This is a genomic window from Pseudomonas sp. Z4-7, from assembly GCF_051131965.1.
GTDB lineage: Bacteria > Pseudomonadota > Gammaproteobacteria > Pseudomonadales > Pseudomonadaceae > Aquipseudomonas.
On record NZ_CP071642.1, the window covers coordinates 525,224 to 549,759 of the forward strand.

Genomic DNA, 24,536 nt, shown 5'->3' on the forward strand with positions numbered 1-24,536 from the left:
AGCGAAATAGACCGTCAGTGTGCCTCAGAAAAGCCGCTGCTCGCTATAAGCGGCTGTCAGACAAGAGGGCCGCGCGGGTAGCGCTTGAGCTTCTCGACAAGCTCTGCCCCGGGAATCGGCCGGTCGAACAGGTAGCCCTGGCCGACGTCGCAGCGGTGGCGACGCAGGAACGCCAGCTGCTGGGCGGTCTCGATGCCTTCGGCGACAACCTTGAGTTTCAGGTTGTGGGCCATGGCGATCACGGCGGAGGTGATTTCCATGTCGTCCTGGTTGTCCGGGATCTCATGGATGAAGCTGCGATCGATCTTGATGATGTCGATCGGGAATTTCTTCAGATAGCTCAGGGATGAATAACCGGTACCGAAATCGTCCATGGCCAGGGTCAGGCCCAGGCGCTTGAGCTGGTCGAGTTGCAGGTGCGTGTCTTCGGTGGCTTCGAGCAGCAAGCCTTCGGTCAGCTCCAGTTCCAGCAAGCGGGCCGGCAGTTGCTCTTCCTTGAGGATGCTGGCGATCGAGGCCACCAGGTCCGGGTCGGAGAACTGCTTGGGCGATAGGTTGATCGCCACCTGCAGGTTGCCCAGGCCGGCTGCGGTCAATTGCTTGCTCATGCGGCAAGCCTGGCGGGCGATCCATTTGCCGATGGGGATGATCAGGCCGGTTTCCTCGGCCACGCTGATGAACTGGTCCGGACGGATCATGCCTTTTTCCGGGTGGTTCCAGCGCAGCAGCGCCTCCATACCCAGCAGGCGACCGCTGCGCAGGCACAGCTTGGGCTGATAGAAAACGTCCAGTTCATTCTGGGTCAGGGCGCGGCGCAGGTTGTTTTCCACGAACAGCTTGTAGCTGGCCTCGGCGTTCAGCGCCTCGGTGAACACCTGGACCTGATGCTTGCCGTTGGCCTTGGCCTTGTGCAGGGCGAGGCCGGCGTTGCGCATCAGCGTCTGCGGGTCACGCCCATGCAACGGTGCGCAGGCCAGGCCGACCGAACCGGTCACGCTGATCAACTGGTTGTCGACGAACATCGGCTTGTCGAGCGTCATCAGCAATTGGCTGGCGATCTGCTGGCCGGCTTCCAGGCCGGTGTCATCCAGCAGCACGGCGAACTCGTTACTGGCGAACCGCGCCAGGCTGCCGCTTGGGCTCAGGCTGTTGCGCAGGCGTCGGGCCAGGCTGATCAGCAGCTTGTCGCCGGTCTGGTGGCCGAGGCTGTCGTTGATGCGCTTGAAGTTGTCGATGTCCACCAGCAACAGGCTGATAGGCGAGTCGCTGTCCCGGGCGAAGCGTTCATCGAGATTGCGAATGAACGCCGGGCGGTTGCCCAGGTTGGTCAGGTTGTCGGTGTAGGCCAGGCGTTCGATGCGCTGCTGGGCCAGTTTGGTCTGGGTGATGTCTTCGTAGATGCCGATGTAGTGGGTCAGTTCGCGGTTGTCGCCATAGACCTTGGAAATCGACAGTTGGCCCCAGTAGGGCTCGAGATTTTTGCGCCGGCTCTTGAATTCGCCCTGCCAGCTGTTGCTCTGGGCCAGGGCCGACGGCGCGTCGAAGAGCAGTTCGCTGAGATTCTCCAGGGCCGGCAGCTCGGACAGGCGCTGACCATGGACTTCTTCAGTGGTGTACTGAGTGATGGCGGTGAAGCTCGGGTTGACGTATTCCACCACGCCGTCGCAGTTGACCAGCAGGAACGCGTTGGCGCTCTGTTCCACCGCGCGCTGGAACAAGTGCAGGGCGCTGGTGGCGGTGCGCCGGTTGTGGTTGTTGATGACCTGGGCGAACTGGTCCGCCAGTTCGCCGGCAAAGGCGATTTCATCCGATTGCCAGGCGCGGGTGGCGCCCACTTGCTCCAGGCAAAGGACGCCTACCACCTGGCCGTCGATACGGATACTGGCGTCGAGAATTGCGTTGACGTCGCGGATGCGCAGGTTCTCGGCCATCTCGCGGGTGCGCGGGTCGCGCATCGCATTGTGGGCATCAATGGCGCGGCAGGTCTGCAACGCTTCCATGTAGGTTGGGAAGTCGCTGGCGTTGATTACCCCTGGAAGGAAATATCCCTGGGAGGCGCGGTTATAGGCCGAGATCGGCAGCAGTTTGCCGTCCTCCAGATTCCAGATGCTGGCGCTGTCGATCTGGTAGATATCGCAGGCGCTACGGGTAATCAGCTCGGCGGCTTCCTGCAACGAATTGTTGGCGCTATAGCGCTGGCGGGTCAGCAGCAGAATCAGGTCTTGTTGGGCGCGCACCCGGTCAAGGTGCTGGAGCTGCTCCTGCTGGGCGCGCTGGTTCAGTTCCAGGGCGATCTGCAGGCGCGAGTTCTGGGTTTCCAGATCGAGCGCCGGCACGGAGGGCTCGGTTGGCACCAGGCTGTCCACCACTAGCAGATAGCCGCGCAGCAAATGGCGGTTGTGCTGTTTGTAGGTTTCACCCGTTTCCAGGAGGTTCAACGGGCCCCTGGCGGTGTGCAGCGTGTAGCGGATCTGGTAATGAGGGGCCTGGGTCAACTGCTGCTGGATCGCGTCGTGCAGCTGGTAGCGTGCTTCCGGCTCCATGAGGCTGGCATAGGGCGAACTCACCAGCGAGCACAGCTCGACGGCCGGCAGGCCAAAGTAACGTTCGCAGTTGGGATCGAGAAACAGTAGCGCCCAGCTTGCTTCATTCAGCCGTTCGAAACGCAGCATACCGAGCCGCGAGGGCACCGGTAACTGCGTCACTACCTCGGCCGCCATACGGCTGGCGGCATCGGGTTGGCTTTTCATGAGGGAAACTCGCTTCGAAGATGCTGATCGCGCCGGGCTGACGCCCTCGTTATTACGGATTGCCGCAAGGTTGCATCATTGCGGCACTAGCTGACAAGAGACATGAAGGCCAAGTGCTATAAACCTTTTATCGGCCGATCAGCGGATTTCTCCAGTGGCCGGCCGATCAGAGGCATTCGTTGTGCCACCGCAGGTCAGCGCAACGGTATATCGACGACCTCCAAGGGGCCGCCGTCACGGTCATGAAAGGTCACTTGAATGCTCTGGGGCGTTACTCGCAGCTGAGCGAAATTGTCCTGGCTGATGACCTTGCTGGTCAGTTCATATCGATACTCGCCGCCCGCTGCCTTGGCCATGGGCTCGCCGATGATAAAACTCGAGGCTGTGGCGTAGGGCAGCAGCAGGCTGTTGCACAGCGGCGAGGAAACGATGGTGTGGACTGCGAAATCAGGATCCTGGTTATGAACCAGGCGGCTGGTCAGGGAGCCGTGCACGTCGCCGGACACAAAAATCACGTTTTTGATCCGGTGCGTGCGGATGGCTTCGATCAGGCGCAGGCGTTGGTTCGGGAAAGCTTGCCAGGCGTCTCCGTCATCCAGTTTGCGATCGGGATAGAACATGACGCTGGTCACGACAAGCTTGACCCGGGCAGTGCTACCGATGAGCCATTCGAGCAGCGCCTGCTCCTGTTCCTGATCAAGGATGCGCCGGTCAGCCGCCGACAGGTTGCGTCGGGTCCGGCTGTCGGTGACGAACCATTGGATATCGCCGTGAGCGAACAGGTACCAGTATCGTCGCGGCGGTCGGCCTGGGCTTGCGTCGTCCAGGTCTTCGCCAGCCGGGCCATGGCTGGCCTGATACAGCGCGTAGGCATCCAGGGCGTTGGCGTATAGACGCTCATCGTCCGGTTCTTTATTGGCGGGCCAGTTGTCCTCGATTTCATGGTCATCGAGGATCATGTAGGTCGGTACGCTGGACATCAACCGCCTGATGTGCGGCTGGGAAAAGGCCGTGCGGTACTTGAACAGAATGTCCCGGGCGCTGCGGTCCGGGGCGACCTTGTTCAGGTCATCGAGGTAGACCTGGTCACCCGCCATCAACACGGCACTGATCGGCGGATCAGCCCGCTTCACGAGGTGGCTGATGCTCGCGAAGATGCGGTCACCGAGCCCGGGCAGCAACGGCACGTCGCCGGCAATCTGCAGATAACGACAGGAGCCCACGATATAGCTGCGCGCAGCGTTATCCGTGCCGGACGGCGTGCGCAAGTGGTAAACCTCCCCAGGCCATGGCAATGGCAGCTGCTGCACGGTCGCCGTGGTATGGGTCGGGCGCAGGGGGCTGAACCAGCCCGCCTGGTATTCGTAGGCGGTATCGGCGCGAAGACCCTTGAGCACGATCACAGCGGTCATGTCGCGGTAAGCCTTCAATTGCACGAACTGGCCTTGCGACCAGCGGGTGTCACCTTGGCGCCTGTGGCGAATCCCGGCGAAGACCCTGTTGTTGGCGTGGTCGCCGCGCAGGAATATCCGGGCGTGATGGGGCGTGGTGTGGCCGACGATAGGGCCGACGGTAGGTTTGAACATATTCGAATCCATTCGAAGTTTTGATGGGGCACGCATCAAGATGCCTTGGCGGTTCGATGCTAAGGCTTGGCGTGTCATAAATATCCATAGGGAAGGGGGCGCACGTTGTAGGCAATGACTACAGGGGGTGTAGTTATTTGAATCTTGCGCAGTAGGGAATTACCGCGTCGCCTGACCTGCCGCTATCGCGAGCAGGCTCGCTCCCACAGGGGTCTTCATCAGTTTCAAATGCTGGGCAGCGCCGCAAATCCATTGTGGGAGCGAGCTTGCTCGCGATGAGGTCGGCACATCCTGCACCGATGTACCTGACTTGAATCGCAGACAAAAAAAAGCCCCGCCAGACGGGCGGGGTTGAGGTACGAGCGTGGCGCTCGGAAAACGAATCCCGAATGGCCCTCCGTGAGGAGGGCCATTCAGTGTTACAGCAGGATGGTGCGGATGTCGCCCAGCAGGTCGCTCAAGCGCTTGGTGAAGCGTGCAGCGGCCGCACCATTGATCACACGGTGATCGTAGGACAGCGATAGCGGCAGCATCAGCTTGGGCTGGAAGGCTTTACCGTCCCAGACCGGCTGGATGGTGGCCTTGGAGACACCCAGGATCGCCACTTCCGGCGCGTTGACAATCGGCGTGAAGCCGGTGCCGCCAATGTGACCGAGGCTGGAGATGGTGAAGCAGGCGCCCTGCATGTCGTCGGCGGTGAGCTTCTTGTTCCGGGCTTTTTCGGCCAGGGCAGCGGCTTCGCCAGCCAGTTGCAGCAGGCTCTTCTGGTCGACGTTACGGATGACCGGTACCAGCAGGCCTTCCGGGGTGTCGACGGCAAAGCCGATGTGCACGTACTTCTTGCGGATCACAGCCTTGCCGCTTGGGGCAAGGGAGCTGTTGAAGTCCGGCAGTTCCTTTAGCAGGTGCGCGCAAGCCTTGAGCAGCAGCGGCAACACGGTCAGCTTCACGCCGGCCTTTTCGGCCACGGCTTTCTGTGCGACGCGGAAGGCTTCCAGTTCGGTGATGTCAGCCTGGTCGAACTGAGTCACGTGTGGGATGTTCAGCCAGCTGCGATGCAGGCTCGACGCGCCGATCTGCATCAGGCGGGTCATCGCGACTTCTTCGGTTTCGCCGAAGCGGCTGAAGTCCACTGCCGGAATCGGCGGGATACCCGCGCCGCCGGTGGCGCCTTCGGCCGGTGCGTTCTTGGCCTTCTGCATCATGGCCTTGACGTACGCCTGCACGTCTTCCTTCAGCACGCGGCCGTGAGGACCGCTTGGACCAACGGCCGACAGCTCGACGCCGAACTCACGGGCCAGCTGACGCACGGCTGGGCCGGCGTGCACCTTGGCACCGCTTGGCGCAGGCGCAGCGGCGACAGGGGCAGGAGCCGCTTCGGCCTTGGCGGCAGGCGCGGCGGCTGGCGCCGGAGCCGGGGCCGACTCAGCCTTGGCAGCAGGCGCAGCTGCCGGGGCTGGCGCGGCAGGTGCCGAGGCACCGGCTACTTTCAGCTTGAGGATCAAGTCACCGGTGCCGACTTCGTCGTCCAGCTTGACCTCGACGCTTTCCACCACGCCGGCAGCCGGCGAAGGGATCTCCATGCTGGCCTTGTCGGACTCCAGGGTGATCAGCGACTGGTCGGCTTCGACGGTGTCGCCGGCCTTGACCAGTACTTCGATGATCTTGGCCTTGCCCGACGAACCGATGTCCGGGACATGAATGTCCTGGACAGGGGCCGCAGCAGGCGCCGCAGCGGGCGCGGGAGCCGCTTCGGCAGCCGGCGCGGCGGCAGGCTTTTCAGCCGCTGCCGGGGCAGCAGCGGGCGCTGGCGCTTCAGGTGCCGCAGCGGCGCCTTCGACTTCCAGCTCCAGCAGCTCGTCGCCCTCTTTCAGGCGATCACCCAGTTTCACTTTCAGGCTCTTGATGATACCGGCCTTCGGCGCGGGCACTTCCATGCTGGCCTTGTCCGATTCAAGCGTCAGGATGCTCTGGTCGGCTTCGATACGGTCGCCGACCTTCACAAACAGTTCAATTACTTCACCTTCACCGCTGCCGATGTCAGGTACGCGAATGAGTTCGCTCACGAAAATTCTCCTCAGCAGTCCAGTGGGTTGCGTTTTTCCGGATCGATGCCGAACTTGACGATGGCCTCGGCCACCACCTTGGGTTCGATATCGCCGCGGTCAGCCAGTGCTTCCAGGGCTGCCAACACAACGAACTTACGGTCGACTTCGAAGAAGTGACGCAGCTTCTTGCGGCTGTCGCTACGGCCGAAACCGTCGGTGCCCAGCACCTTGAACTCCTTGGAGGGAACCCACTGGCGGATCTGTTCGGCGAACAGCTTCATGTAGTCGGTAGAGGCGATGACCGGACCTTTGCGACCGTTCAGGCATTCTTCGACGTAGCTCAGTTTCGGCTTCTGGCCAGGGTGCAGGCGGTTGCTGCGCTCTACAGCGAGGCCGTCGCGACGCAATTCGTTGAAGCTGGTGACGCTCCAGACGTCGGCGCCGACGTTGAATTCTTCGCGCAGGATCTTCGCCGCTTCACGCACTTCGCGCAGGATGGTGCCGGAGCCCATCAGCTGGACGTGGTGCGCCGCTTCGCGAGTGTCTTCCTCGAGCAGGTACATACCCTTGACGATACCTGCCTCGACACCGGCCGGCATGGCTGGCTGCTGGTAGGACTCGTTCATCACGGTGATGTAGTAGAAGACGTCCTGTTGCTCTTCGGTCATCTTCTTCATGCCGTCCTGGATGATCACCGCCAGCTCGTAGCCGTAGGTCGGATCATAGGTGCGGCAGTTCGGGATGGTCCCGGCGAGCATGTGGCTGTGGCCGTCTTCGTGTTGCAGGCCTTCGCCGTTCAGCGTGGTCCGGCCGGCGGTACCGCCGATCAGGAAGCCACGGGTGCGGCTGTCGCCGGCGGCCCAGGCCAGGTCGCCGATACGCTGGAAGCCGAACATCGAATAGAAGATGTAGAACGGCAGCATCGGCTGGTTGTGGCTGGAGTACGAAGTACCGGCGGCAATGAACGAGCTCATGGCGCCCGCTTCGTTGATGCCTTCTTCGAGGATCTGGCCCTTCTTGTCTTCGCGGTAGAACATCACCTGGTCTTTATCGACTGGCTCGTAGAGCTGGCCGACGGACGAGTAGATGCCCAACTGGCGGAACATGCCTTCCATACCGAAGGTACGGGCTTCGTCCGGGATGATCGGAACGATGCGCTGGCCGATCTCCTTGTCCTTGACCAGCTGCGCGAGGATCCGCACGAAGGCCATGGTGGTGGAGATTTCACGGTCGCCCGAGCCGTCCAGGATCGCCTTGAGGGTTTCCAGTGGTGGGGTCGGGATACTGAAGCTCTTGGCGCGGCGCTGCGGCACGAAACCGCCCAGTGCGGCACGGCGCTCGGCCAGGTAACGGGCCTCGGCGCTGCCTTCTTCGGGCTTGAAGAACGGCAGGTTTTCCAGCTCGCTGTCCTTGACCGGAATGTCGAAGCGATCGCGGAACAGCTTCAGGCTGTCGACATCGACCTTCTTGGTGTTGTGCGCGGTGTTCTTCGCTTCACCGGCACCGGTGCCATAACCCTTGATGGTCTTGGCCAGGATAACGGTTGGCTGTTCTTTGTGGTTGACCGCCTGGTGGTAGGCCGCATAGACCTTGTACGGGTCGTGGCCGCCACGGTTGAGCTTCCAGATCTCGTCGTCGGACAGGTCGGCGACCATCGCCTTGAGTTCAGGCGAGTTGAAGAAGTGCTCGCGGACGAACGCGCCGTCCTTGGCCTTGTAGTTCTGGTACTCGCCGTCGATGACTTCGTCCATGCGACGCTGCAGGATGCCGTCGACGTCCTTGGCCAGCAGTGGGTCCCAGAAACGGCCCCAGATGACTTTGTTGACGTTCCACTGGGCGCCACGGAACACGCCTTCGAGTTCCTGGATGATCTTGGCGTTGCCGCGAACCGGGCCGTCGAGGCGCTGCAGGTTGCAGTTGATGACGAAGATCAGGTTGTCCAGCTTCTCGCGGCCGGCCAGGGAGATTGCGCCCAGGGATTCCGGCTCGTCGCACTCGCCGTCACCCATGAAGCACCAGACTTTCTGCTTGCCTGGCTGGATGAAGCCACGAGCTTCCAGGTACTTCATGAAGCGTGCCTGGTAGATCGCCTGGATCGGGCCCAGGCCCATGGATACGGTCGGGAACTGCCAGAAGTCCGGCATCAGCCAAGGGTGCGGGTACGAGGACAGGCCGTTGCCGTCCACTTCCTGGCGGAAATTGTTCATCTGGTCTTCGGTGATGCGGCCTTCCATGAACGCACGGGCGTAGACGCCGGGCGATGCGTGACCCTGGAAGTAGATCAGGTCGCCGCCGTGTTCGTCGGTCGGGGCCTGGAAGAAGTAGTTGAAGCCGATGTCATACAGTGTCGCGCTGGAGGCGAAGCTGGAGATGTGACCGCCCAGGTCAGAATCTTTCAGGTTGGTCCGCACGACCATGGCCAACGCGTTCCAACGCACCAGCGAGCGAATGCGGCGTTCCATGAACAGGTCGCCAGGCATGCGTGCTTCGTGGGTAACGGGGATCGTGTTGCGGTACGGCGTGGTGATGGCGTAGGGCAGTTGCGAACCGCTGCGGGTTGCGAGTTCGCCCATACGGGTCATCAGGTAATGAGCACGGTCTTCGCCTTCTTTGTCGAGAACCGATTCCAGGGCGTCCAGCCATTCCTGGGTTTCGACGGGATCGAGGTCTTGCATGGCTTGCTCCAGGGCGGAAAGGCTACCAGAATCGGTTGCCTGAGTTTGCGACTGGCCTTGTGGGCAGACGATATAAATTCTTGGATTGCCGAAGGTTGTTTCGGCGGCGTGTAGTTTTACTACAAATCGTTGGCCGTTTCAGCCTTTCGAATGTATAGACGAGTAGTAAAACTACACATGAGCGGCTTATGGCCCCTCGTTTCGTTGTGAGAATAATCGTTACTGTTGGTCTTTAGCCAACTCGAACAGGTAAAAACTTGATGCCGGCTGCCAATAAAATCAGAAAATCAGCTATTTATCATCTTTGTTCGACAGTCGATCAGGTAGTGGCTTTGCAAAAAACACTACATCCAGCCTTTCCCGCGCCGATCAAGGATAGACCATGAGCCTGCCCTCGCTTGCCGAAATTCCGGCAATTCTCCAGTCATTGGTCAGTCGCGCCGAGCAGTCGTTCCGCGCGGCGGTTGCTTCGCTGGACGACGATCACGGGCTGTCCGCCTGGACGCCGCAGCGTTGGGCCGAGTTCAACCGCGTCGCCGCTGCCAGTGACTTTGTCATCGAACAAAGTGTACGGGATCCTGCGATGCTGCTGGAACTGGTGCGCAGCGGTGAGCTGGACCGCAGCCTGGCGGCGGGTGAAATGTGCGGGCAGATCGCCGCTGCCGTACGAGCCGCCGAGAGCGAGGACGAACTGGGTCGCGTGCTGCGTCGCCAGCGCACCCGTCAGCAGGTGCGGATCATCTGGCGCGACCTGACCCGCCAGGCCGATCTGGTACAGACCTGTCGTGATCTCTCGGACATGGCCGACACCTGCATCGACCAGGCGTATCAGTGGTTGTACCAGCGCCTGAGCCAGCAGTTCGGCACCCCCACCGGCCGGCGCAGTGGCGAGCCGCAGCAGATGGTCATCCTGGGCATGGGCAAGCTGGGGGCGGTGGAACTGAACCTGTCGTCGGACATCGACCTGATCTTCGCCTACCCCGAAGGCGGCGAAACCGTTGGCGCGAAGCGGCCGCTGGATAACCAGGAGTTTTTCATCCGCGTCGGCCAGCGGCTGATCAAGGCCCTCGACCCGATGACCGTCGACGGGTTCGTGTTCCGCGTCGACATGCGCTTGCGCCCCTACGGCTCGGCCGGTGCTCTGGTATTGAGCTTCAATGCCCTGGAACAGTATTACCAGGATCAGGGGCGCGACTGGGAACGCTACGCCATGATCAAGGCGCGGGTGGTGGCCGGCGACCAGGTGGCCGGCGCGCAATTGCTCGACATGCTGCGCCCGTTCGTCTATCGCCGTTACCTCGATTTCTCTGCCATCGAAGCGCTGCGCACCATGAAGCAGCTGATCCAGCAGGAGGTGCGGCGCAAAGGCATGGCCGACAACATCAAGCTGGGCTCGGGCGGCATTCGCGAGGTGGAGTTCATTGCCCAGGCGTTCCAGCTGATCCACGGCGGTCGTGACCTGAGCTTGCAGCAACGGCCGTTGTTGAAGGTGTTGGGTACCCTGGAAGGCCAGGGCTATCTGCCGGCCAAGGTCATTGATGAATTGCGCCAGGGGTATGAATTCCTGCGATACACCGAGCACGCGATCCAGGCCATTGCCGATCGCCAGACCCAGATGCTGCCGGATAACCCGCAAGACCAGGCGCGCATTGCGTTCATGCTGGGCTTCGTCGATTGGACGGCGTTCCACGAGCAGTTGATGTACTGGCGCGGCCGGGTGGCGTGGCATTTTGGCCAGGTCATCGCGGACCCGGATGAGGACGAGGGCGGCGAAGGCGAAGTGGTGGTTGGCGGCGAATGGTTGCCATTGTGGGAAGACAGCCAGGACGAGGAAGCGGCGTGTCGTCAGTTGGAGGAGGCCGGTTTTGCCGACGCACCCAAGGCGCTCAAGGCCCTTGCTGTCTTGCGTGCCAGCCCGCAGCTGCGCGCCATGCAGCGCCTGGGGCGCGAGCGCCTGGACGCGTTCATTCCGCGCCTGCTCGCCCAGGCGGTGGAACATGCCGACCCGGACCTGGTGCTCGAACGGGTATTGCCGCTGGTAGAGGCCGTCGCCCGCCGTTCGGCCTATCTGGTGCTGTTGACCGAGAACCCCGGCGCCCTGCGGCGTTTGTTGACGCTGTGCGCGGCGAGTCCGTGGATCGCCGAGCAGATCACCCGGTTCCCGCTGTTGCTCGATGAATTGCTCAATGAAGGCCGTTTGTTCAAGCCGCCCCTGGCGCCTGAGCTCGCGGCGGAGTTGCGCGAGCGTCTGACACGAATTCCCGAGGACGATCTTGAGCAGCAGATGGAAGCCTTGCGGCATTTCAAACTGGCGCACCGCTTGCGGGTGGCCGCCTCGGAAATCGCCGGCAGCCTGCCGCTGATGAAAGTCAGCGATTACCTGACCTGGCTGGCCGAAGCGATTCTCGAACAGGTGCTGGCCCTGGCCTGGCGCCAGACGACGGCCAAGCATGGGGTGCCACTGCGCACCGACGGCAGCCTGTGCGATCCAGGCTTCATTATTGTCGGTTATGGAAAAGTCGGGGGGCTGGAACTGGGGCATGGTTCCGACCTGGACCTGGTGTTTATCCACGACGGTGACCCGCAGGCCGAAACCGACGGTCCGAAACCCATCGATGGCGCGCAGTTTTTCACCCGGCTTGGTCAGCGGATCATTCATTTGCTGACGGCCCAGACCAACTCCGGGCAGCTTTATGAGGTGGACATGCGCCTGCGACCTTCCGGGGCCTCGGGCTTGCTGGTCAGTTCCCTGGGGGCGTTTGCCCGTTACCAGGAAAACGAAGCCTGGACCTGGGAACATCAGGCGCTGTTACGTGCCCGGGTGCTGGTGGGCAGCCAGGATGTGGGCCAGGCGTTCGAAAAAGTCCGCGTTCAGGTGCTGGGACGTTCGCGTGACTTGCCGACTTTGCGCCAGGAGGTCGGCGAGATGCGCGCCAAGATGCGCGATAATCTCGGCAGCAAGGCCACCGCCGCCGGAACCGCGCCAAATGCCTTCGAAGCCACGGCACCCTTCGATCTCAAGCAGGATGCCGGAGGTATCGTCGATATTGAATTTATGGTGCAATACGCGGCCCTGGCGTGGTCCGAGGAACATCCATCGCTGGTCCGCTATACCGACAACATCCGCATCCTGGACGGGCTGCAGGAGGTCGGGTTGCTGCCCGCCGAGGACGCCACGCTGTTGCGCGAAGCCTACAAGGCCTACCGCTCCGCCGCCCACCGCCAGGCTCTGCAGAAAGACGCCGGGGTGATCGCAGGCGACCAGTTCGTCGAGGAGCGTCGACAAGTGATGCGAATCTGGCGGGAGTTGGGGCTGAGCTGAAGGTATAAGAGCTGAAGATATAAATGTGGGAGCGAGCCTGCTCGCGAAGGCGGAGTGTCAGGCGCCATGGATGTTGGAAGTGCCGGCCTCTTCGCGAGCAGGCTCGCTCCCACAATGGATGTGTGGTGCTGCGCAGTAATTGAAACTTGTGCAGGACCCTGTGGGAGCGAGCCTGCTCGCGAAGGCGGAGTGCCAGGCGCCATGGATGCTGGATGTGCCGGCCTCTTCGCGAGCAGGCTCGCTCCCACATTGGATTTGTGGTGCTGCGCAGTAATTGAAACTTGTGCAGGACCCTGTGGGAGCGAGCTTGCTCGCGATGGCGGAGTGTCAGGCGACATTGATATTGATGTGCCGGCCTCTTCGCGAGCAGGCTCGCTCCCACATTGGATTTGTGGTGCTGCGCAGTAATTGAAACTTGTGCAGGACCCTGTGGGAGCGAGCTTGCTCGCGAAGGCGGAGTGCCAGGCGACATTGATATTGATGTGCCGGCCTCTTCGCGAGCAGGCTCACTCCCACAGTTTTGATTGGTGGTGTGTTGTAGATTGAAGGCAACAGGTAACGACCTAAGCCACAGTGATTCTCGAGGCGGGGAGGCGTAGGCCTCCCCGTAGCGTTTTTGGAAAGCTCATGAATATTCTGATCGTTGGACCCAGTTGGGTCGGTGACATGGTGATGGCGCAGACACTGTTCCAGTGCCTCAAGCAGCGTCATCCGCAATGCGAAATCGATGTCCTGGCCCCCGAGTGGAGCCGGCCGATTCTTGAGCGCATGCCGCAAGTGCGCAAGGCCTTGAGCTTCCCGCTCGGTCATGGCGTGCTTGAGCTGGCTACCCGCCGGCGCATCGGCAAATCCCTGGCCGGTCAGTACGACCAGGCGATCCTGCTGCCCAATTCGCTGAAATCGGCGTTGGTGCCGTTTTTCGCCGGCATCCCCAAGCGCACCGGTTGGCGTGGCGAATTTCGCTATGGCTTGCTCAACGATGTGCGCACGCTGGATAAAGATCGCTATCCGCTGATGATCGAGCGCTTCATGGCCCTGGCCTACGAGCCGGGCGCCGAGTTGCCCAAGCCTTATCCGCGACCGAGCCTGCAGATCGACCCGGTCACGCGCGAAACGGCCCTGGCCAAGTTCGGCCTGACCCTGGACCGGCCGGTATTGGCGCTGTGCCCGGGTGCCGAGTTTGGTGAGTCCAAGCGCTGGCCGGCCGAGCATTACGCCCAGGTGGCCGAGGCGAAGATTCGCGAAGGCTGGCAAGTCTGGCTGTTCGGTTCGAAAAACGATCACTCCGTGGGCGAGGACATCCGCTCGCGGCTGATCCCCGGCCTGCGGGAGGAATCGACCAATCTTAGCGGCGACACGTCCCTGGCCGAGGCCATTGATCTGTTGTCCTGCGCTGATTCCGTGGTGTCCAACGACTCCGGCCTGATGCACGTCGCGGCGGCGTTGAACCGCCCTCTGGTGGCGGTCTACGGTTCCACCTCGCCGGGCTTCACGCCGCCGTTGGCCGACAAAGTCGAAGTCGTGCGCCTGGGCATCGAATGCAGCCCTTGCTTCGATCGCACCTGCCGCTTCGGCCACTACAATTGCCTGCGCCAGCTCATGCCGCCGTCGGTGAACGAGGCCCTGGAGCGATTGCAGGGCTCACCCGTGGAGGTCCGGTAACTTGCGGGTATTGCTGATCAAGACCTCCTCCCTGGGGGATGTGGTCCACACCCTGCCGGCGCTGACCGATGCGGCGCGGGCGATTCCCGGCATCCGCTTCGACTGGGTAGTGGAAGAGGGGTTCGCCGAAATCCCTACCTGGCACCCCGCGGTGGGCAAAGTCATCCCGGTGGCGATCCGGCGCTGGCGCAAGAATATCTGGCAAACCATCAAGAGCGGCGAGTGGCGGCGATTCAAGCAGAGCATGCGGGCCGAGAAGTATGACTTGGTGATTGACGCCCAAGGCTTGCTGAAAAGCGCTTGGCTGACTCGCTACGTCAAGGCCCCGGTGGCTGGCCTGGATAAGGATTCGGCGCGCGAACCCCTGGCGGCGCGGTTTTACTCCCGGCGCCTGGCGGTGGCCCGTGGTCAGCATGCGGTCGAGCGCGTGCGCCAGCTGTTTGCCGTGGCGCTGGGCTACGACTTGCCGCAGACCCAGGGCAACTATGGCCTCGACATCGACCGCCTGGTGGAACTGCCGCGCCCCTATCCCTATGTGGTTTTCCTGCATGGTACGACCTGGGACTCCAAGCACTGGCCCGAGCTTTACTGGCGCCAGCTCACCGAGCGCATGGGCCAGTACGGCGTGGTGGTGAAACTGCCGTGGGGCAACCCTGCCGAAAAGGCCCGCGCCGAGCGCATCGCCAGCGGGCTGCGCAACGCGCTGGTACTGCCGAAACTGAACCTTGGCGGCATGGGCAAGGTGCTCGCCGGTGCCCAGGCCTGCGTGGCCGTGGACACTGGCCTCGGACACCTGGCCGCGGCCCTGGACGTGCCGACCGTTTCGCTGCTCGGCCCGACCAACCCGGTACTGACCGGTGCCTACGGCAAAGGGCAGATTCACCTCGCCAGTGATTTCCCCTGCGCGCCCTGCATGCAGAAACAGTGTACTTATCCACCGACCGCCGAAGATGCCCGTCGGTTTGACCTTAAACGCGAGCAGCCCCTGTGCTTCACGCGTGTAAACCCCGAGCGTGTTGCCAGCCACCTGAGCACGTTATTGGCTGAGGAGCCGCGCTGATGCAATTGGCTTTTGTCCTTTACAAATACTTTCCTTTCGGTGGCCTGCAGCGTGACTTCATGCGCATCGCCCTGGAATGCCAGCGCCGCGGCCACCAGATCCGCGTCTACACGCTGATCTGGGAGGGCGACGTGCCGCCCGGCTTCGAGGTCCTGGTGGCGCCGGTCAAGGCGCTGTTCAATCACCGTCGCAACGAGAAACTCAGCGCCTGGATGGAGGCCGACCTGGCCCAGCGCCCGGTGGATCGTCTGATCGGTTTCAACAAGATGCCAGGCCTGGACGTGTATTACGCCGCCGACGGCTGCTTCGAAGACAAAGCACAGAATCTGCGCAATTCGCTGTACCGGCGCTGGGGCCGCTACCGGCATTTCGCCGAATACGAACGGGCGGTGTTCGCCAAGGATGCCAAGACCGAAGTCCTGATGATTTCCGAAGTCCAGCAGCCGCTGTTCATCAAGCACTACGACACGCCGCTGGAACGCTTCCATCTGCTGCCGCCCGGCATCGCCCAGGACCGTCGCCGGCCCGCTGATGCCGACGAGATCCGCGCCGCGTTCCGGGCCGAATTCCAGTTGGCCGACGATGACCTGCTACTGGTGCAGATCGGCTCCGGCTTCAAGACCAAGGGTGTGGATCGCAGCCTCAAGGCCCTGGCCGCGCTGCCGGCCAAATTGAGAAAACGCACCCGGCTGTTTGTAATCGGCCAGGACGACCCCAAGGTATTCCAATTGCAGAGTGCCGCGCTGGGTCTGGGCGACAATGTGCGGTTCCTCAAGGGCCGCAGCGATATCCCGCGTTTCCTGCTGGGCGCCGACCTGTTGATCCACCCGGCCTACAACGAAAACACCGGCACGGTACTGCTCGAAGCGCTGGTGGCCGGGTTGCCGGTGTTGGTCAGCGCGGTGTGCGGGTACGCCCATTACATCGCCGAGGCCGATAGCGGCCTGGTACTGGATGAGCCGTTCGAGCAGACGCAACTGACCGAATACCTGGGGCGGATGCTCGGTGATTCCGAGGCAAGGGCGGCCTGGAGCCGCAACGGTCTGGCCTTCGCCGAGACGGCCGACCTCTACAGCATGCCGCAGCACGCGGCCGATGTGATATTGGCGGAGCACGCTTGATGAAATTGATGCTGGCCGAACCGTTCAAGAGCCTTTGGGCCGGACGCGATGCGTTCACCGAGGTCGAGGCGCTCAAGGGCGAGGTCTACCGTGAACTCGAAGCCCGGCGCACCTTGCGTACCGAGGTGGACGGTCGCGGCTTTTTCGTGAAGATCCACCGTGGCATCGGTTGGGGCGAGATTTTCAAGAACCTGCTGACCGCCAAGCTGCCGGTACTTGGCGCGGGACAGGAATGGAAAGCCATCCAGCGTCTGCAGGAAGTCGGCGTGCCGACCATGACGGCCGTCGCGTATGGCGAGAAGGGCAGCAACCCGGCCGACCAGCATTCGTTCATCGTCACCGAAGAACTGGCGCCCACCATCAGCCTTGAAGATTACAGCATCGACTGGGTCAGGCAGCCGCCGCAGCCCAGGCTCAAGCGGGCACTGATCGCTGAAGTGGCGCGCATGACCGGCATGATGCACCGCGCCGGGGTCAACCACCGCGACTGCTACATCTGCCATTTCCTGCTGCATACCGACACACCGGTGACGGCCGACGGTTTCAAGCTCTCGGTGATCGACCTGCACCGCGCCCAGACCCGCCCGGCCATCACCACGCGCTGGCGCAACAAAGACCTGGCCGCGCTGTATTTTTCGGCGCTGGACATCGGCCTGACGCGCCGCGACAAGCTGCGTTTCCTCAAAGGATATTTCCAGCAGCCGTTGCGCCAGGTACTGGCTGAAGAAGCGTCGCTGCTGGCCTGGCTCGAAGGCAAGGCCAACAAGCTGTATGCGCGCAAGCAGCGGTATGGGGACGCGCTCTGATGTCAGGTTGGACACTGGAACCGGCCTACGCCGAACTGGCGGCGGATTTCGGTAGCCTGGACGCGGTGTTCGCCCTCCAGGGCGAGCGCCTGACGCGCGACCCTCTGTCGGAGGTGATTCGTGTGCAGCGCAACGGCGTAAATTATTACGTCAAGCGCTACACCGGCGCCGGCAAGGGCTTGCGGCGTTACCTGGGCAGGCCGCGGGTCAAGTCCGAATGGCAGAACCTCAAGCGCTTCGCCAAATGGGGGATCCCGACCGCGCAAATCATTGCCTGGGGACTGGAGCGAAACGGCGCGGCGTTCGCCCGTGGTGCGATGATCACCCGCGAATTGCCTCGCACCGAAGACCTCTCGGCCCTGGCCGAACGTCGCGACCGCAGGCTGGCGGATCGCGCCTGGGTCGACGGTGTGAGCCGGCAATTGGCGGGTTACACGCGGACCATGCACGAGCAGCGCTTTACCCATAACGATTTGAAGTGGCGCAACCTGCTGATCGACGATCAGTCGCGGTTGTTCCTGATCGATTGTCCGAACGGTGATTTCTGGCGCGGCTTCTGGCTCAAGTACCGGATCATCAAGGACCTGGCGTGCCTGGACAAGGTCGCCAAATATCACCTGTCGGCCACTCAGCGCCTACGTTTTTACCTGCAATACCGGCAGCGCGACCGGCTGGATGCCCTGGACAAGAAGCGTATCCGGCACGTGGTGAAATTTTTCGAGGGGCGTGAATGACTGATTTTCTGGCCGATGAAGACCGCGCGTTGCTGCAACGCCATGGCCTGGACAGCTTCGAGGCCTTGTGGGCACGACAACTGGAAGCGGTGGACGAACCCAACACCTCGGGGGAAGGCTGGAGCAGCGTGTTCCGCCTGGAACTGGAAGGGCAGGGGTACTACCTCAAGCGTCAGAGCAATTACCTGACCCGAACCTTGTCGCATCCGTTCGGCGAGCCGAGTTTTTCCCGTGAATTTCGTAATATCAGCCGTTATCGGCAACTGCGCATCCCCGCGCTGCAGGCCGTGTTCTATGGCCAGCGCAAGGTGAACGGCGAGGCCCGTGCGGTTCTGCTGACGCGTGCGCTGGACGGCTGGGATGACCTCGATTCATTGCTGCAGCGCTGGTCGATGCTGAGTGGCGCGCAGCGCACGGGCATCCTGCAGGCCTGCGGGCACCTGGCGCGGCGCCTGCACGATGCGCATCAGATGCATGGTTGTTTTTATCCCAAGCACATTTTTCTGCAAGCCGGCGACAGCGGCTACCAGGCGCAGTTGATCGACCTGGAGAAGACCCGGCCGCTGCTGTTCGGCCAACGTGACCGGATCAAGGACCTGGAACCGCTGTTGCGCCGGGCAGGTGCCTGGAAGGGTGACGACGTGCGCCAGTTGTTGGCTACTTATCTGGAGCAGCCGCTGGACAGCGCTCTGGTCGACAGCTGGATGACACGCGTGGCCGCCCGCCGTACCGATAAGGAGGCGCGTTGATGCTTTTGTCCGAACTGAAAAATGCCGGCCGCAGCCCTGGCCTGCCCTTGAGCCTGGAGCTGGCGGACGCCGCCGGACCGGCGCAATTGCAATTGCTGACGCTTCTGCGCGTATTGCCGGGGCAGCGTTACGTGGGCGCGGGTGTCTGGCGCGGTCGCCCGGTATTGGCGAAATTGTTGGTTGGCGCCAAGGCGGCTCGTCACTTCCAGCGTGAGCTGCAAGGCGTGCGTCTGCTGGCGGAGCAGGGCCTGACCACACCGCTGTTGCTGGTGGACGGTTTGAAGGACGGCGAGGGTGGCTGGCTGCTGTTCGAATTGCTCGAAGGAGCCCAAAGCCTGGGCGACGCCTGGAGGCAAGTCGAGCAATTGCCACCGTTGGCCGATGAGCAGGCCGCAGTGCTGGCGGAGGCCCTGGGTGCCATTGCACAACTGCACGCCAAGGGCCTGTGGCAAGAGGATCTGCACCTGGACAACCTGCTGCGCCACGATGGGAAACTGTACCTGATCGATGGCGCCGGTATTCGGGTCGAAACCGCAGGGCAGCCGTTGTCGCGGCAAAAAGTGCTGGAGAATCTCGGTGTGTTTTTCGCCCAGTTGCCCAAGTCCCTGGCGCCGTTCACCGAAGAGTTGCTGGTGCATTATCTGCTTGGCAATGCCGAACATGCGTTGCCGATGGAGGCGTTGCAAAAACAGATCGACAAGGTGCGTTCCTGGCGCCTGAAGGATTTCCTCGAAAAGGTCGGGCGAGAATGCAGCCTGTTCAGCGTCAAGCGTGGGGCCTTCGGCCTGCGGGCTATCCGCCGTGATGAAGAGGCCGCGATAGCGCCCGTGCTTGAGCAGGCCGATGCCCTGCTTGACCAGGGACATCTGTTCAAGACCGGCGGCGCGGCGAGTGTCGGCAGGGTGGTGGCGGACGGCCGTACGCTGATCATCAAGCGCTACAACATCAAGGGCTTCGCCCATTGGCTCAAGCGCTTCTGGCGTCCGAGCCGTGCCTGGCATGCCTGGCGCGAAGGTCATCGCCTGGCCTTTCTCGGCATTGCCACGCCCAAGCCGCTGGCGCTGCTGGAAAAGCGTTTCCTGTGGCTGCGCCGTGGTGCGTATCTGGTCACCGAGTACTTGCCGGGCCCGGACATCATCGAACGCTTCGCCCCATACGTGGAGACCGGTGAGGCGCCCGAAACAGAATTGCTGGCGCTGGATCGCTTGTTCGCCGACCTCATCCGCGAACGGATCAGCCATGGCGACTTCAAGGGCCACAACCTGTTCTGGCAACAGGACCGCTGGGCGTTGATCGACCTCGACTCCATGTGCCAACACCGCACCCAGGCCAGCTTCGCCCAGGCCTACGCCCGGGATCGCGCGCGGTTCATGCGCAACTGGCCGCAGGATAGCGCGTTGTATCGGGTGATTGATGAGCGCTTGCCAAAGGATGTCGAAAACACCCTCTCGGCCTTGTGACCGATCAACGTGGCGAGGGAGCTTGCTCCCGCTGGGCTGCGCAGTGGCCCCAAAGCCATTCAGCGCGGTGTGCCAGGAAAACATAGTTGCCAAGTTTACGACTGCTGCGCAGCCGAGCGGGAGCAAGCTCCCTCGCCACGGATCGGGTAAATCTTGGGGTTAGGTGTAGATTCGTTGCCGCCTTCGCGAGCAGGCTCGCTCCCACACTACCCTGAGCCCCAATGTTTCCTGGCCACAGGGGGATTGCCAGGCCATCCCTCACCGTGGCGAGGGAGCTTGCTCCCGCTGGGCTGCGCAGCGGCCCCAAAACCATTCAATGCGGTGTGCCAGGAAAAAACAGTTGCCGGGTTTACGACTGCTGCGCAGCCGAGCGGGAGCAAGCTCCCTCGCCATGGATCGGGTAAATCTTGGGGTTAGGTGTAGATTCGTTGCCGCCTTCGCGAGCAGGCTCGCTCCCACGGGTGTTCAGGTCCTTCAGGTAAGCTTCGTCACTTGCTCGCCGCTAGAGGTTTGCCGGCGCTTTTAAGCTATAATCCCGCCCTTTAGCTGCCCAGCGCCCTTGGCGCGCGGCGCATCAATTCTTCGCGGCGCTTGTCGCCCGTATGCAGACATAAGAGGCTAGACCCCTGTGGCATTGACGATTCTTGGCCTGTCCGGCGCCCTTAGCCATGATCCTTCCGCAGCGCTGTACATTGACGGCAAGCTGATCGCGGCGGCCGAGGAAGAGCGCTTCGTACGCGATAAACATGCAAAGAACCGCATGCCCTACGAGTCGGCAAAGTTCTGCCTGGAGCAGGCCGGCATCAAGCCGTCCGATGTAGATGTGGTGGCGATCCCGTTCGCCCCGATCAGCCTGTTCGGCGAAGCGCGCTGGCACTACGCCAAGCGTTACTGGTACGCCCCGGATCGCGCCCTTGATGCGATCCTGATGGGCAACCGTCGCTACAAGCGTTATCGCCGCAAGATCGTCTGGTGCCTGGAGCAACTGGGCTTCGATCCGAAAAAAATCAAGATCGAACCGGTCGAACACCACTTGGCTCATGCCTCCAGCGCCTACCATTGCTCGGGTTTCCAGGAAAAAACCGCGATCCTGGGTATCGATGGCAAGGGTGAATACGCCACGACGTTCTTTGGCTACGGCGAAAACGGCAAGATCCACAAGATCAAGGAATTCTACGATCCGGACTCCCTGGGTGGTCTGTATGGCGCGATCACCGAGTTCCTCGGCTTTGAAATGCTCGACGGCGAATTCAAGGTCATGGGCATGGCGCCGTATGGCGATGCCAGCAAGTACGATTTCTCGCGCCTGGCCTCGTTCGAAAACGGCGAACTGGTGATCAACACCGACTACGCCAACGTGATCGGCCTGCGTCGCTATAAAGAGAAAGGCAAGGGCTTCTACTTCTCGCCGAAGCTGATCGAATGGCTCGGCCCGAAGCGTGAAGGCGACATCGCCGACGAGCCGTACATCCACTACGCCGCCAGCATGCAGGCGCTGTTCGAGAAGCTCGCGCTGCAGATGATCGACCACTACCTGGGCGACGTGCTCAAGGAAACAGGCAAGCTGGCCTTCGCCGGCGGCTGCGCACTGAACGTCAAGCTCAACCAGAAAATCATCGCCCGTGACGACGTCAAGGAACTGTTCGTGCAGCCGGCCTCCGGCGACGCCGGCACCGCGGTAGGCGCGGCGGCTTATGTGTCCCATGCCCGTGGCGTGCCGGTGGAGAAGATGGAACACGTCTACCTCGGCCCGGCCTACAGCAACGAAGACGTGATCGCCGCGTGCGCCCGCCATCCGAGCAAGCCGGTATGGCGCAAGATCGGCAACACCCCCGAGCGCATCGCCAGGATCATGGTCGACGGCAACCCGGTGGCCTGGTTCCAGGGGCGCATGGAGTTCGGCCCGCGCGCCTTGGGCGGTCGTTCGATCATCGGTTGCCCGAGCGCCAGTGGCGTGGCCGATCGCATCAACGAGCAGATCAAGTTCCGCGAGCGCTGGAGGCCTTTCTGCCCGTCGATGCTCGACACTGTTGCCCCACAGATGATCAAGGTCGATCACCCGGCGCCATTCATGACCTTTACCTTCGAAGTGGCCGAGGAATGGAAGACCCGCGTGCCGGAAGTGGTCCATGAAGACGGCACTTCCCGGGCCCAGGTGCTCAAGCGTGAATACAACCCGCGCTACTACGACATGATGAAGGCGCTGGAAGTCCTGACCGGCAATGGCGTGTCGCTGAACACTTCGCTCAACCGTCGTGGCGAGCCGATGATCTGCTCGCCGACCGACGCGCTGAACATGTTCTTCGGCTCCGACCTGCAGTACCTGATCATGGAAGACATTCTGGTCGTCAAGGACGGTGTGGACGCTTATGACTGAGGTGCTGATCAGTGTCGTCATCCCGGCCTACAACTACGCCGAGACCTTGCCGCGCGCGGTGAACTCGGTCATAGCGCAGTTGGGCGAAGCCCGGGCCGAGCTGTTGGTGATCGACGATGGTTCCACCGATGCAACGCCGCAGGTCCTGGCGCAATTGCAGGCCGAACATGCCGGGCTCTTCCGGGCCCTGCGCAAACCCAATGGTGGTTTGTCGTCGGTACGCAATCGCGGGATCGAAGAGGCTCGGGGGCAATACCTGATCTTCCTGGATGCTGATGACGAGATGGCGCCGGGCGCGCTTGCCGCCGTGACCCGGCATGTTGCCAGTCATCCCGAAACTCGCCTGGTCATCGGCGGCCATTGGTCGGTGTTTCCTGACGGGCGTCGCGTTCAGCATGCGGTAAAGCCGTTGCCGGCCACGCCGCGTGAGCGCGTCCGGGGCTACCTGCTGGACAAGACGGTGACCCTGTCCAACGGCGCCTGTGCCATGCACCGCGAGGTGTTCGGGCCGGGTAACTATCCCGAGCATCTGCGTAACGTCGAAGACATTCCGGTGTTTGCCCAGGTACTGGCGCGCTTTCCATGCACCGTGCTCGATCAGCCGCTGGCGCTGATCTACAAGCATGGCGACAGCATGCGGCATGACCTCAGGCAAAGCCTGGCGGCGGGCGTGGGCATGGTCGACGAGGTGTTTTCCCCTGCGCGCATGCCGCAGTCGTTGCGAGATTTGCGCAAGGCCTTCATGGCCCAGCGTTGCCTGTCGTTGTTCCGCGATTGCTACAGCGCCGGTGACTATGCCAATGCCAAGGCTTTTTATGCCCAGGCCGTGCGTACCGATGTTCGCTCGCTCACGCGCTGGTCCTATACGCGCAAGGCTATCCGGTTGTTGTTCAAGTGAACGCCGCAAGGTCTGACGACAGCATGTTCCAGGCCGACGGAAGCTGGGCTCGAAAGGCTCGTGAACTGGACCGCTACCGCTGGAAACTGCTGCGCGAGCGCCACGGTCGCCTGGGCAGCCTGTTGCGCCTGGTTCGTGACGTGGTGGTGGATGTAACGATTGGTTTGCGCGCCAAGGCGTGCTTGGAGCATTCGACCGACGCGGTACCTTGCGAAGTGCTGCTGCTGCATTCAGCGCCCAAGTCCATGGCGCTGCAGCGCAAGAACATCCTGATCGATGCCCTGCGCAAGCGCGGTCATCACCTGACGGAAGCTGCGCTGCGCGCTCCCGCCGATGCCTGTGCCCAGCGCATGCTGGCGCCGCCGCCACAGTCCGTGCCGCTGCGTTACCTGGTCTATGCCGCCCACGCCCAATGGCTGGTGATGACCTATCAGCCCAAAGTACTGATCAACGAGCGCAATGGCAGTCTCCACGCTCCGTTCCTGCGCCTGGCGCTGGCTGCGCGTGGGGCCCGCCTGCTGCACCTGGCGCATGCCACGACACTGGAGTCGTCCCGCCGGCTGGGAATGAACGACTACGATTATTACGGCGTCTTCGGCCGCAGTTCGCTGGAAGCACTGCAAGAGCGGACGCTGCGGTTCGGTGAGTCGACGGTGGTGCTGGTCGGTTCCTATCTCGCCGACGAAACCTATGACCTGCCCGTCGCTGATCCAACTATCAAAACGCTGCTGGTGCTGGGGGTAGGGCCTGATCGGGAGAAAGAAACCGGTTACCAGGACACTTACCAGTTGCTGCGCGATTGGGCCGGGCGCAACCCGGATTATCGCGTGCTGTTCAAGCGCCATCCGCGCAGCAAGGCGCAGTTCTGGCGCGACGCGGCGACGCGGTTCGCCAACATCGAGTTGCTGGATGTGGAGTGCTCGCTGGCACAGGCGCTCGCCCAGGCCAGCGCGGTCATCAATATCATGTCCAACGCCGGCATCGAGGCAGGGCTGGCGGGGCGTCCGGTAATTCACGTGAATGCCGGCCGCGATGTGGATATCTTTTCCCACGCGTTGTTCTTCGGGCCGCAAGTGCGCGATGAACAGGCGTTTTCCCAGCAGTTGCACGCGCTTGAGCAGGACTATCCGCAGTGCGTGGCCAAGGCTCGGGGCTTCGCCGACTACCATCTGGTGCACGGCTCCAGAGGGTTGGCAAAAACCGTCGAGCTGGTCGATGACTTGCTGCGCGGCAGAGACCCGGCAGAAAATTTCGAAACTTACAGGCTGCCTGCCGTCGGCTGACGTCG

General features: G+C 62.2%; 15 protein-coding genes. 11 read left to right on the plus strand and 4 right to left on the minus strand.

Annotated features, from left to right (window positions below):
- Positions 1–56: 56 nt before the first annotated feature.
- The 4 genes from J3P91_RS02270 to aceE form a co-directional block, all read right to left on the minus strand.
- Complete coding sequence (locus J3P91_RS02270) at positions 57–2,750, minus strand: putative bifunctional diguanylate cyclase/phosphodiesterase (RefSeq protein WP_434602615.1); 2,694 nt, start codon at positions 2,748–2,750, stop codon at positions 57–59.
- Between the two features lie 194 nt (positions 2,751–2,944).
- Positions 2,945–4,336 (minus strand): alkaline phosphatase D family protein, encoded by a 1,392-nt coding sequence (locus tag J3P91_RS02275; protein ID WP_434602616.1) that lies wholly within the window; start codon positions 4,334–4,336, stop codon positions 2,945–2,947.
- Positions 4,337–4,755: 419 nt separating this feature from the next.
- Positions 4,756–6,402, minus strand: coding sequence for a dihydrolipoyllysine-residue acetyltransferase (aceF, locus tag J3P91_RS02280; RefSeq protein ID WP_434602617.1), 1,647 nt, complete (start codon positions 6,400–6,402; stop codon positions 4,756–4,758).
- Positions 6,403–6,413: 11 nt separating this feature from the next.
- A complete protein-coding gene (gene aceE / locus J3P91_RS02285) occupies positions 6,414–9,059 on the minus strand; it encodes a pyruvate dehydrogenase (acetyl-transferring), homodimeric type (RefSeq protein ID WP_434570069.1) in 2,646 nt (881 codons plus the stop codon).
- Positions 9,060–9,441: 382 nt separating this feature from the next.
- Between aceE and glnE the strand changes: the two genes are divergently transcribed.
- The 11 genes from glnE to J3P91_RS02340 all read left to right on the plus strand — a co-directional run bounded on the left by glnE (position 9,442) and on the right by J3P91_RS02340 (position 24,531).
- Positions 9,442–12,381, plus strand: a complete 2,940-nt coding sequence (glnE, locus tag J3P91_RS02290) for a bifunctional [glutamate--ammonia ligase]-adenylyl-L-tyrosine phosphorylase/[glutamate--ammonia-ligase] adenylyltransferase (RefSeq protein WP_434602618.1) — start codon at positions 9,442–9,444, stop codon at positions 12,379–12,381.
- Between the two features lie 627 nt (positions 12,382–13,008).
- Positions 13,009–14,043, plus strand: a complete 1,035-nt coding sequence (waaF, locus tag J3P91_RS02295) for a lipopolysaccharide heptosyltransferase II (RefSeq protein ID WP_305497279.1) — start codon at positions 13,009–13,011, stop codon at positions 14,041–14,043.
- A gap of 1 nt (position 14,044) precedes the next feature.
- Entirely contained in the window at positions 14,045–15,103 is a 1,059-nt protein-coding gene (gene waaC, locus J3P91_RS02300; RefSeq protein ID WP_434602619.1) for a lipopolysaccharide heptosyltransferase I, read from the plus strand.
- A complete protein-coding gene (locus J3P91_RS02305) occupies positions 15,103–16,224 on the plus strand; it encodes a glycosyltransferase family 4 protein (protein ID WP_434602620.1) in 1,122 nt (373 codons plus the stop codon). The genes waaC and J3P91_RS02305 overlap by 1 nt, the downstream gene beginning before the upstream one ends.
- Positions 16,224–17,030: a lipopolysaccharide core heptose(I) kinase RfaP gene (gene rfaP / locus J3P91_RS02310; protein WP_434602621.1), complete on the plus strand. Its 807-nt coding sequence runs from the start codon at positions 16,224–16,226 to the stop codon at positions 17,028–17,030. The genes J3P91_RS02305 and rfaP overlap by 1 nt, the downstream gene beginning before the upstream one ends.
- Positions 17,030–17,764 carry a lipopolysaccharide kinase InaA family protein gene (locus tag J3P91_RS02315; protein WP_434602622.1) on the plus strand — a complete coding sequence of 245 codons (735 nt, stop codon included), beginning with the start codon at positions 17,030–17,032 and terminating at the stop codon, positions 17,762–17,764. The genes rfaP and J3P91_RS02315 overlap by 1 nt, the downstream gene beginning before the upstream one ends.
- On the plus strand, positions 17,761–18,513 hold the full coding sequence (locus J3P91_RS02320; protein ID WP_434602623.1) for a lipopolysaccharide kinase InaA family protein: 753 nt from the start codon (positions 17,761–17,763) through the stop codon (positions 18,511–18,513). The genes J3P91_RS02315 and J3P91_RS02320 overlap by 4 nt, the downstream gene beginning before the upstream one ends.
- Positions 18,513–19,973, plus strand: coding sequence for a lipopolysaccharide kinase InaA family protein (locus tag J3P91_RS02325; protein WP_434602624.1), 1,461 nt, complete (start codon positions 18,513–18,515; stop codon positions 19,971–19,973). The genes J3P91_RS02320 and J3P91_RS02325 overlap by 1 nt, the downstream gene beginning before the upstream one ends.
- A 628-nt stretch (positions 19,974–20,601) precedes the next feature.
- Complete coding sequence (locus tag J3P91_RS02330; RefSeq protein WP_434602625.1) at positions 20,602–22,350, plus strand: carbamoyltransferase family protein; 1,749 nt, start codon at positions 20,602–20,604, stop codon at positions 22,348–22,350.
- Positions 22,343–23,248 carry a glycosyltransferase family 2 protein gene (locus J3P91_RS02335; protein WP_434602626.1) on the plus strand — a complete coding sequence of 302 codons (906 nt, stop codon included), beginning with the start codon at positions 22,343–22,345 and terminating at the stop codon, positions 23,246–23,248. Before J3P91_RS02330 ends, J3P91_RS02335 begins: the two co-directional genes overlap by 8 nt.
- Positions 23,249–23,271: 23 nt before the next feature.
- On the plus strand, positions 23,272–24,531 hold the full coding sequence (locus J3P91_RS02340) for a capsule biosynthesis protein (RefSeq protein WP_434602627.1): 1,260 nt from the start codon (positions 23,272–23,274) through the stop codon (positions 24,529–24,531).
- The last annotated feature ends 5 nt before the right edge of the window (positions 24,532–24,536 follow it).

Bases quoted from the DNA above. Each gene is read 5' to 3' on its own strand.
- J3P91_RS02270 (WP_434602615.1), bottom strand. From the start codon at position 2,750: ATGAAAAGCCAACCCGATGCCGCCAGCCGTATGGCGGCCGAGGTAGTG.
- J3P91_RS02275 (WP_434602616.1), bottom strand. From the start codon at position 4,336: ATGTTCAAACCTACCGTCGGCCCTATCGTCGGCCACACCACGCCCCAT.
- aceE (WP_434570069.1), bottom strand. From the start codon at position 9,059: ATGCAAGACCTCGATCCCGTCGAAACCCAGGAATGGCTGGACGCCCTG.
- glnE (WP_434602618.1), top strand. From the start codon at position 9,442: ATGAGCCTGCCCTCGCTTGCCGAAATTCCGGCAATTCTCCAGTCATTG.
- waaF (WP_305497279.1), top strand. From the start codon at position 13,009: ATGAATATTCTGATCGTTGGACCCAGTTGGGTCGGTGACATGGTGATG.
- J3P91_RS02305 (WP_434602620.1), top strand. From the start codon at position 15,103: ATGCAATTGGCTTTTGTCCTTTACAAATACTTTCCTTTCGGTGGCCTG.
- rfaP (WP_434602621.1), top strand. From the start codon at position 16,224: ATGAAATTGATGCTGGCCGAACCGTTCAAGAGCCTTTGGGCCGGACGC.
- J3P91_RS02315 (WP_434602622.1), top strand. From the start codon at position 17,030: ATGTCAGGTTGGACACTGGAACCGGCCTACGCCGAACTGGCGGCGGAT.
- J3P91_RS02320 (WP_434602623.1), top strand. From the start codon at position 17,761: ATGACTGATTTTCTGGCCGATGAAGACCGCGCGTTGCTGCAACGCCAT.
- J3P91_RS02325 (WP_434602624.1), top strand. From the start codon at position 18,513: ATGCTTTTGTCCGAACTGAAAAATGCCGGCCGCAGCCCTGGCCTGCCC.
- J3P91_RS02335 (WP_434602626.1), top strand. From the start codon at position 22,343: ATGACTGAGGTGCTGATCAGTGTCGTCATCCCGGCCTACAACTACGCC.
- J3P91_RS02340 (WP_434602627.1), top strand. From the start codon at position 23,272: ATGTTCCAGGCCGACGGAAGCTGGGCTCGAAAGGCTCGTGAACTGGAC.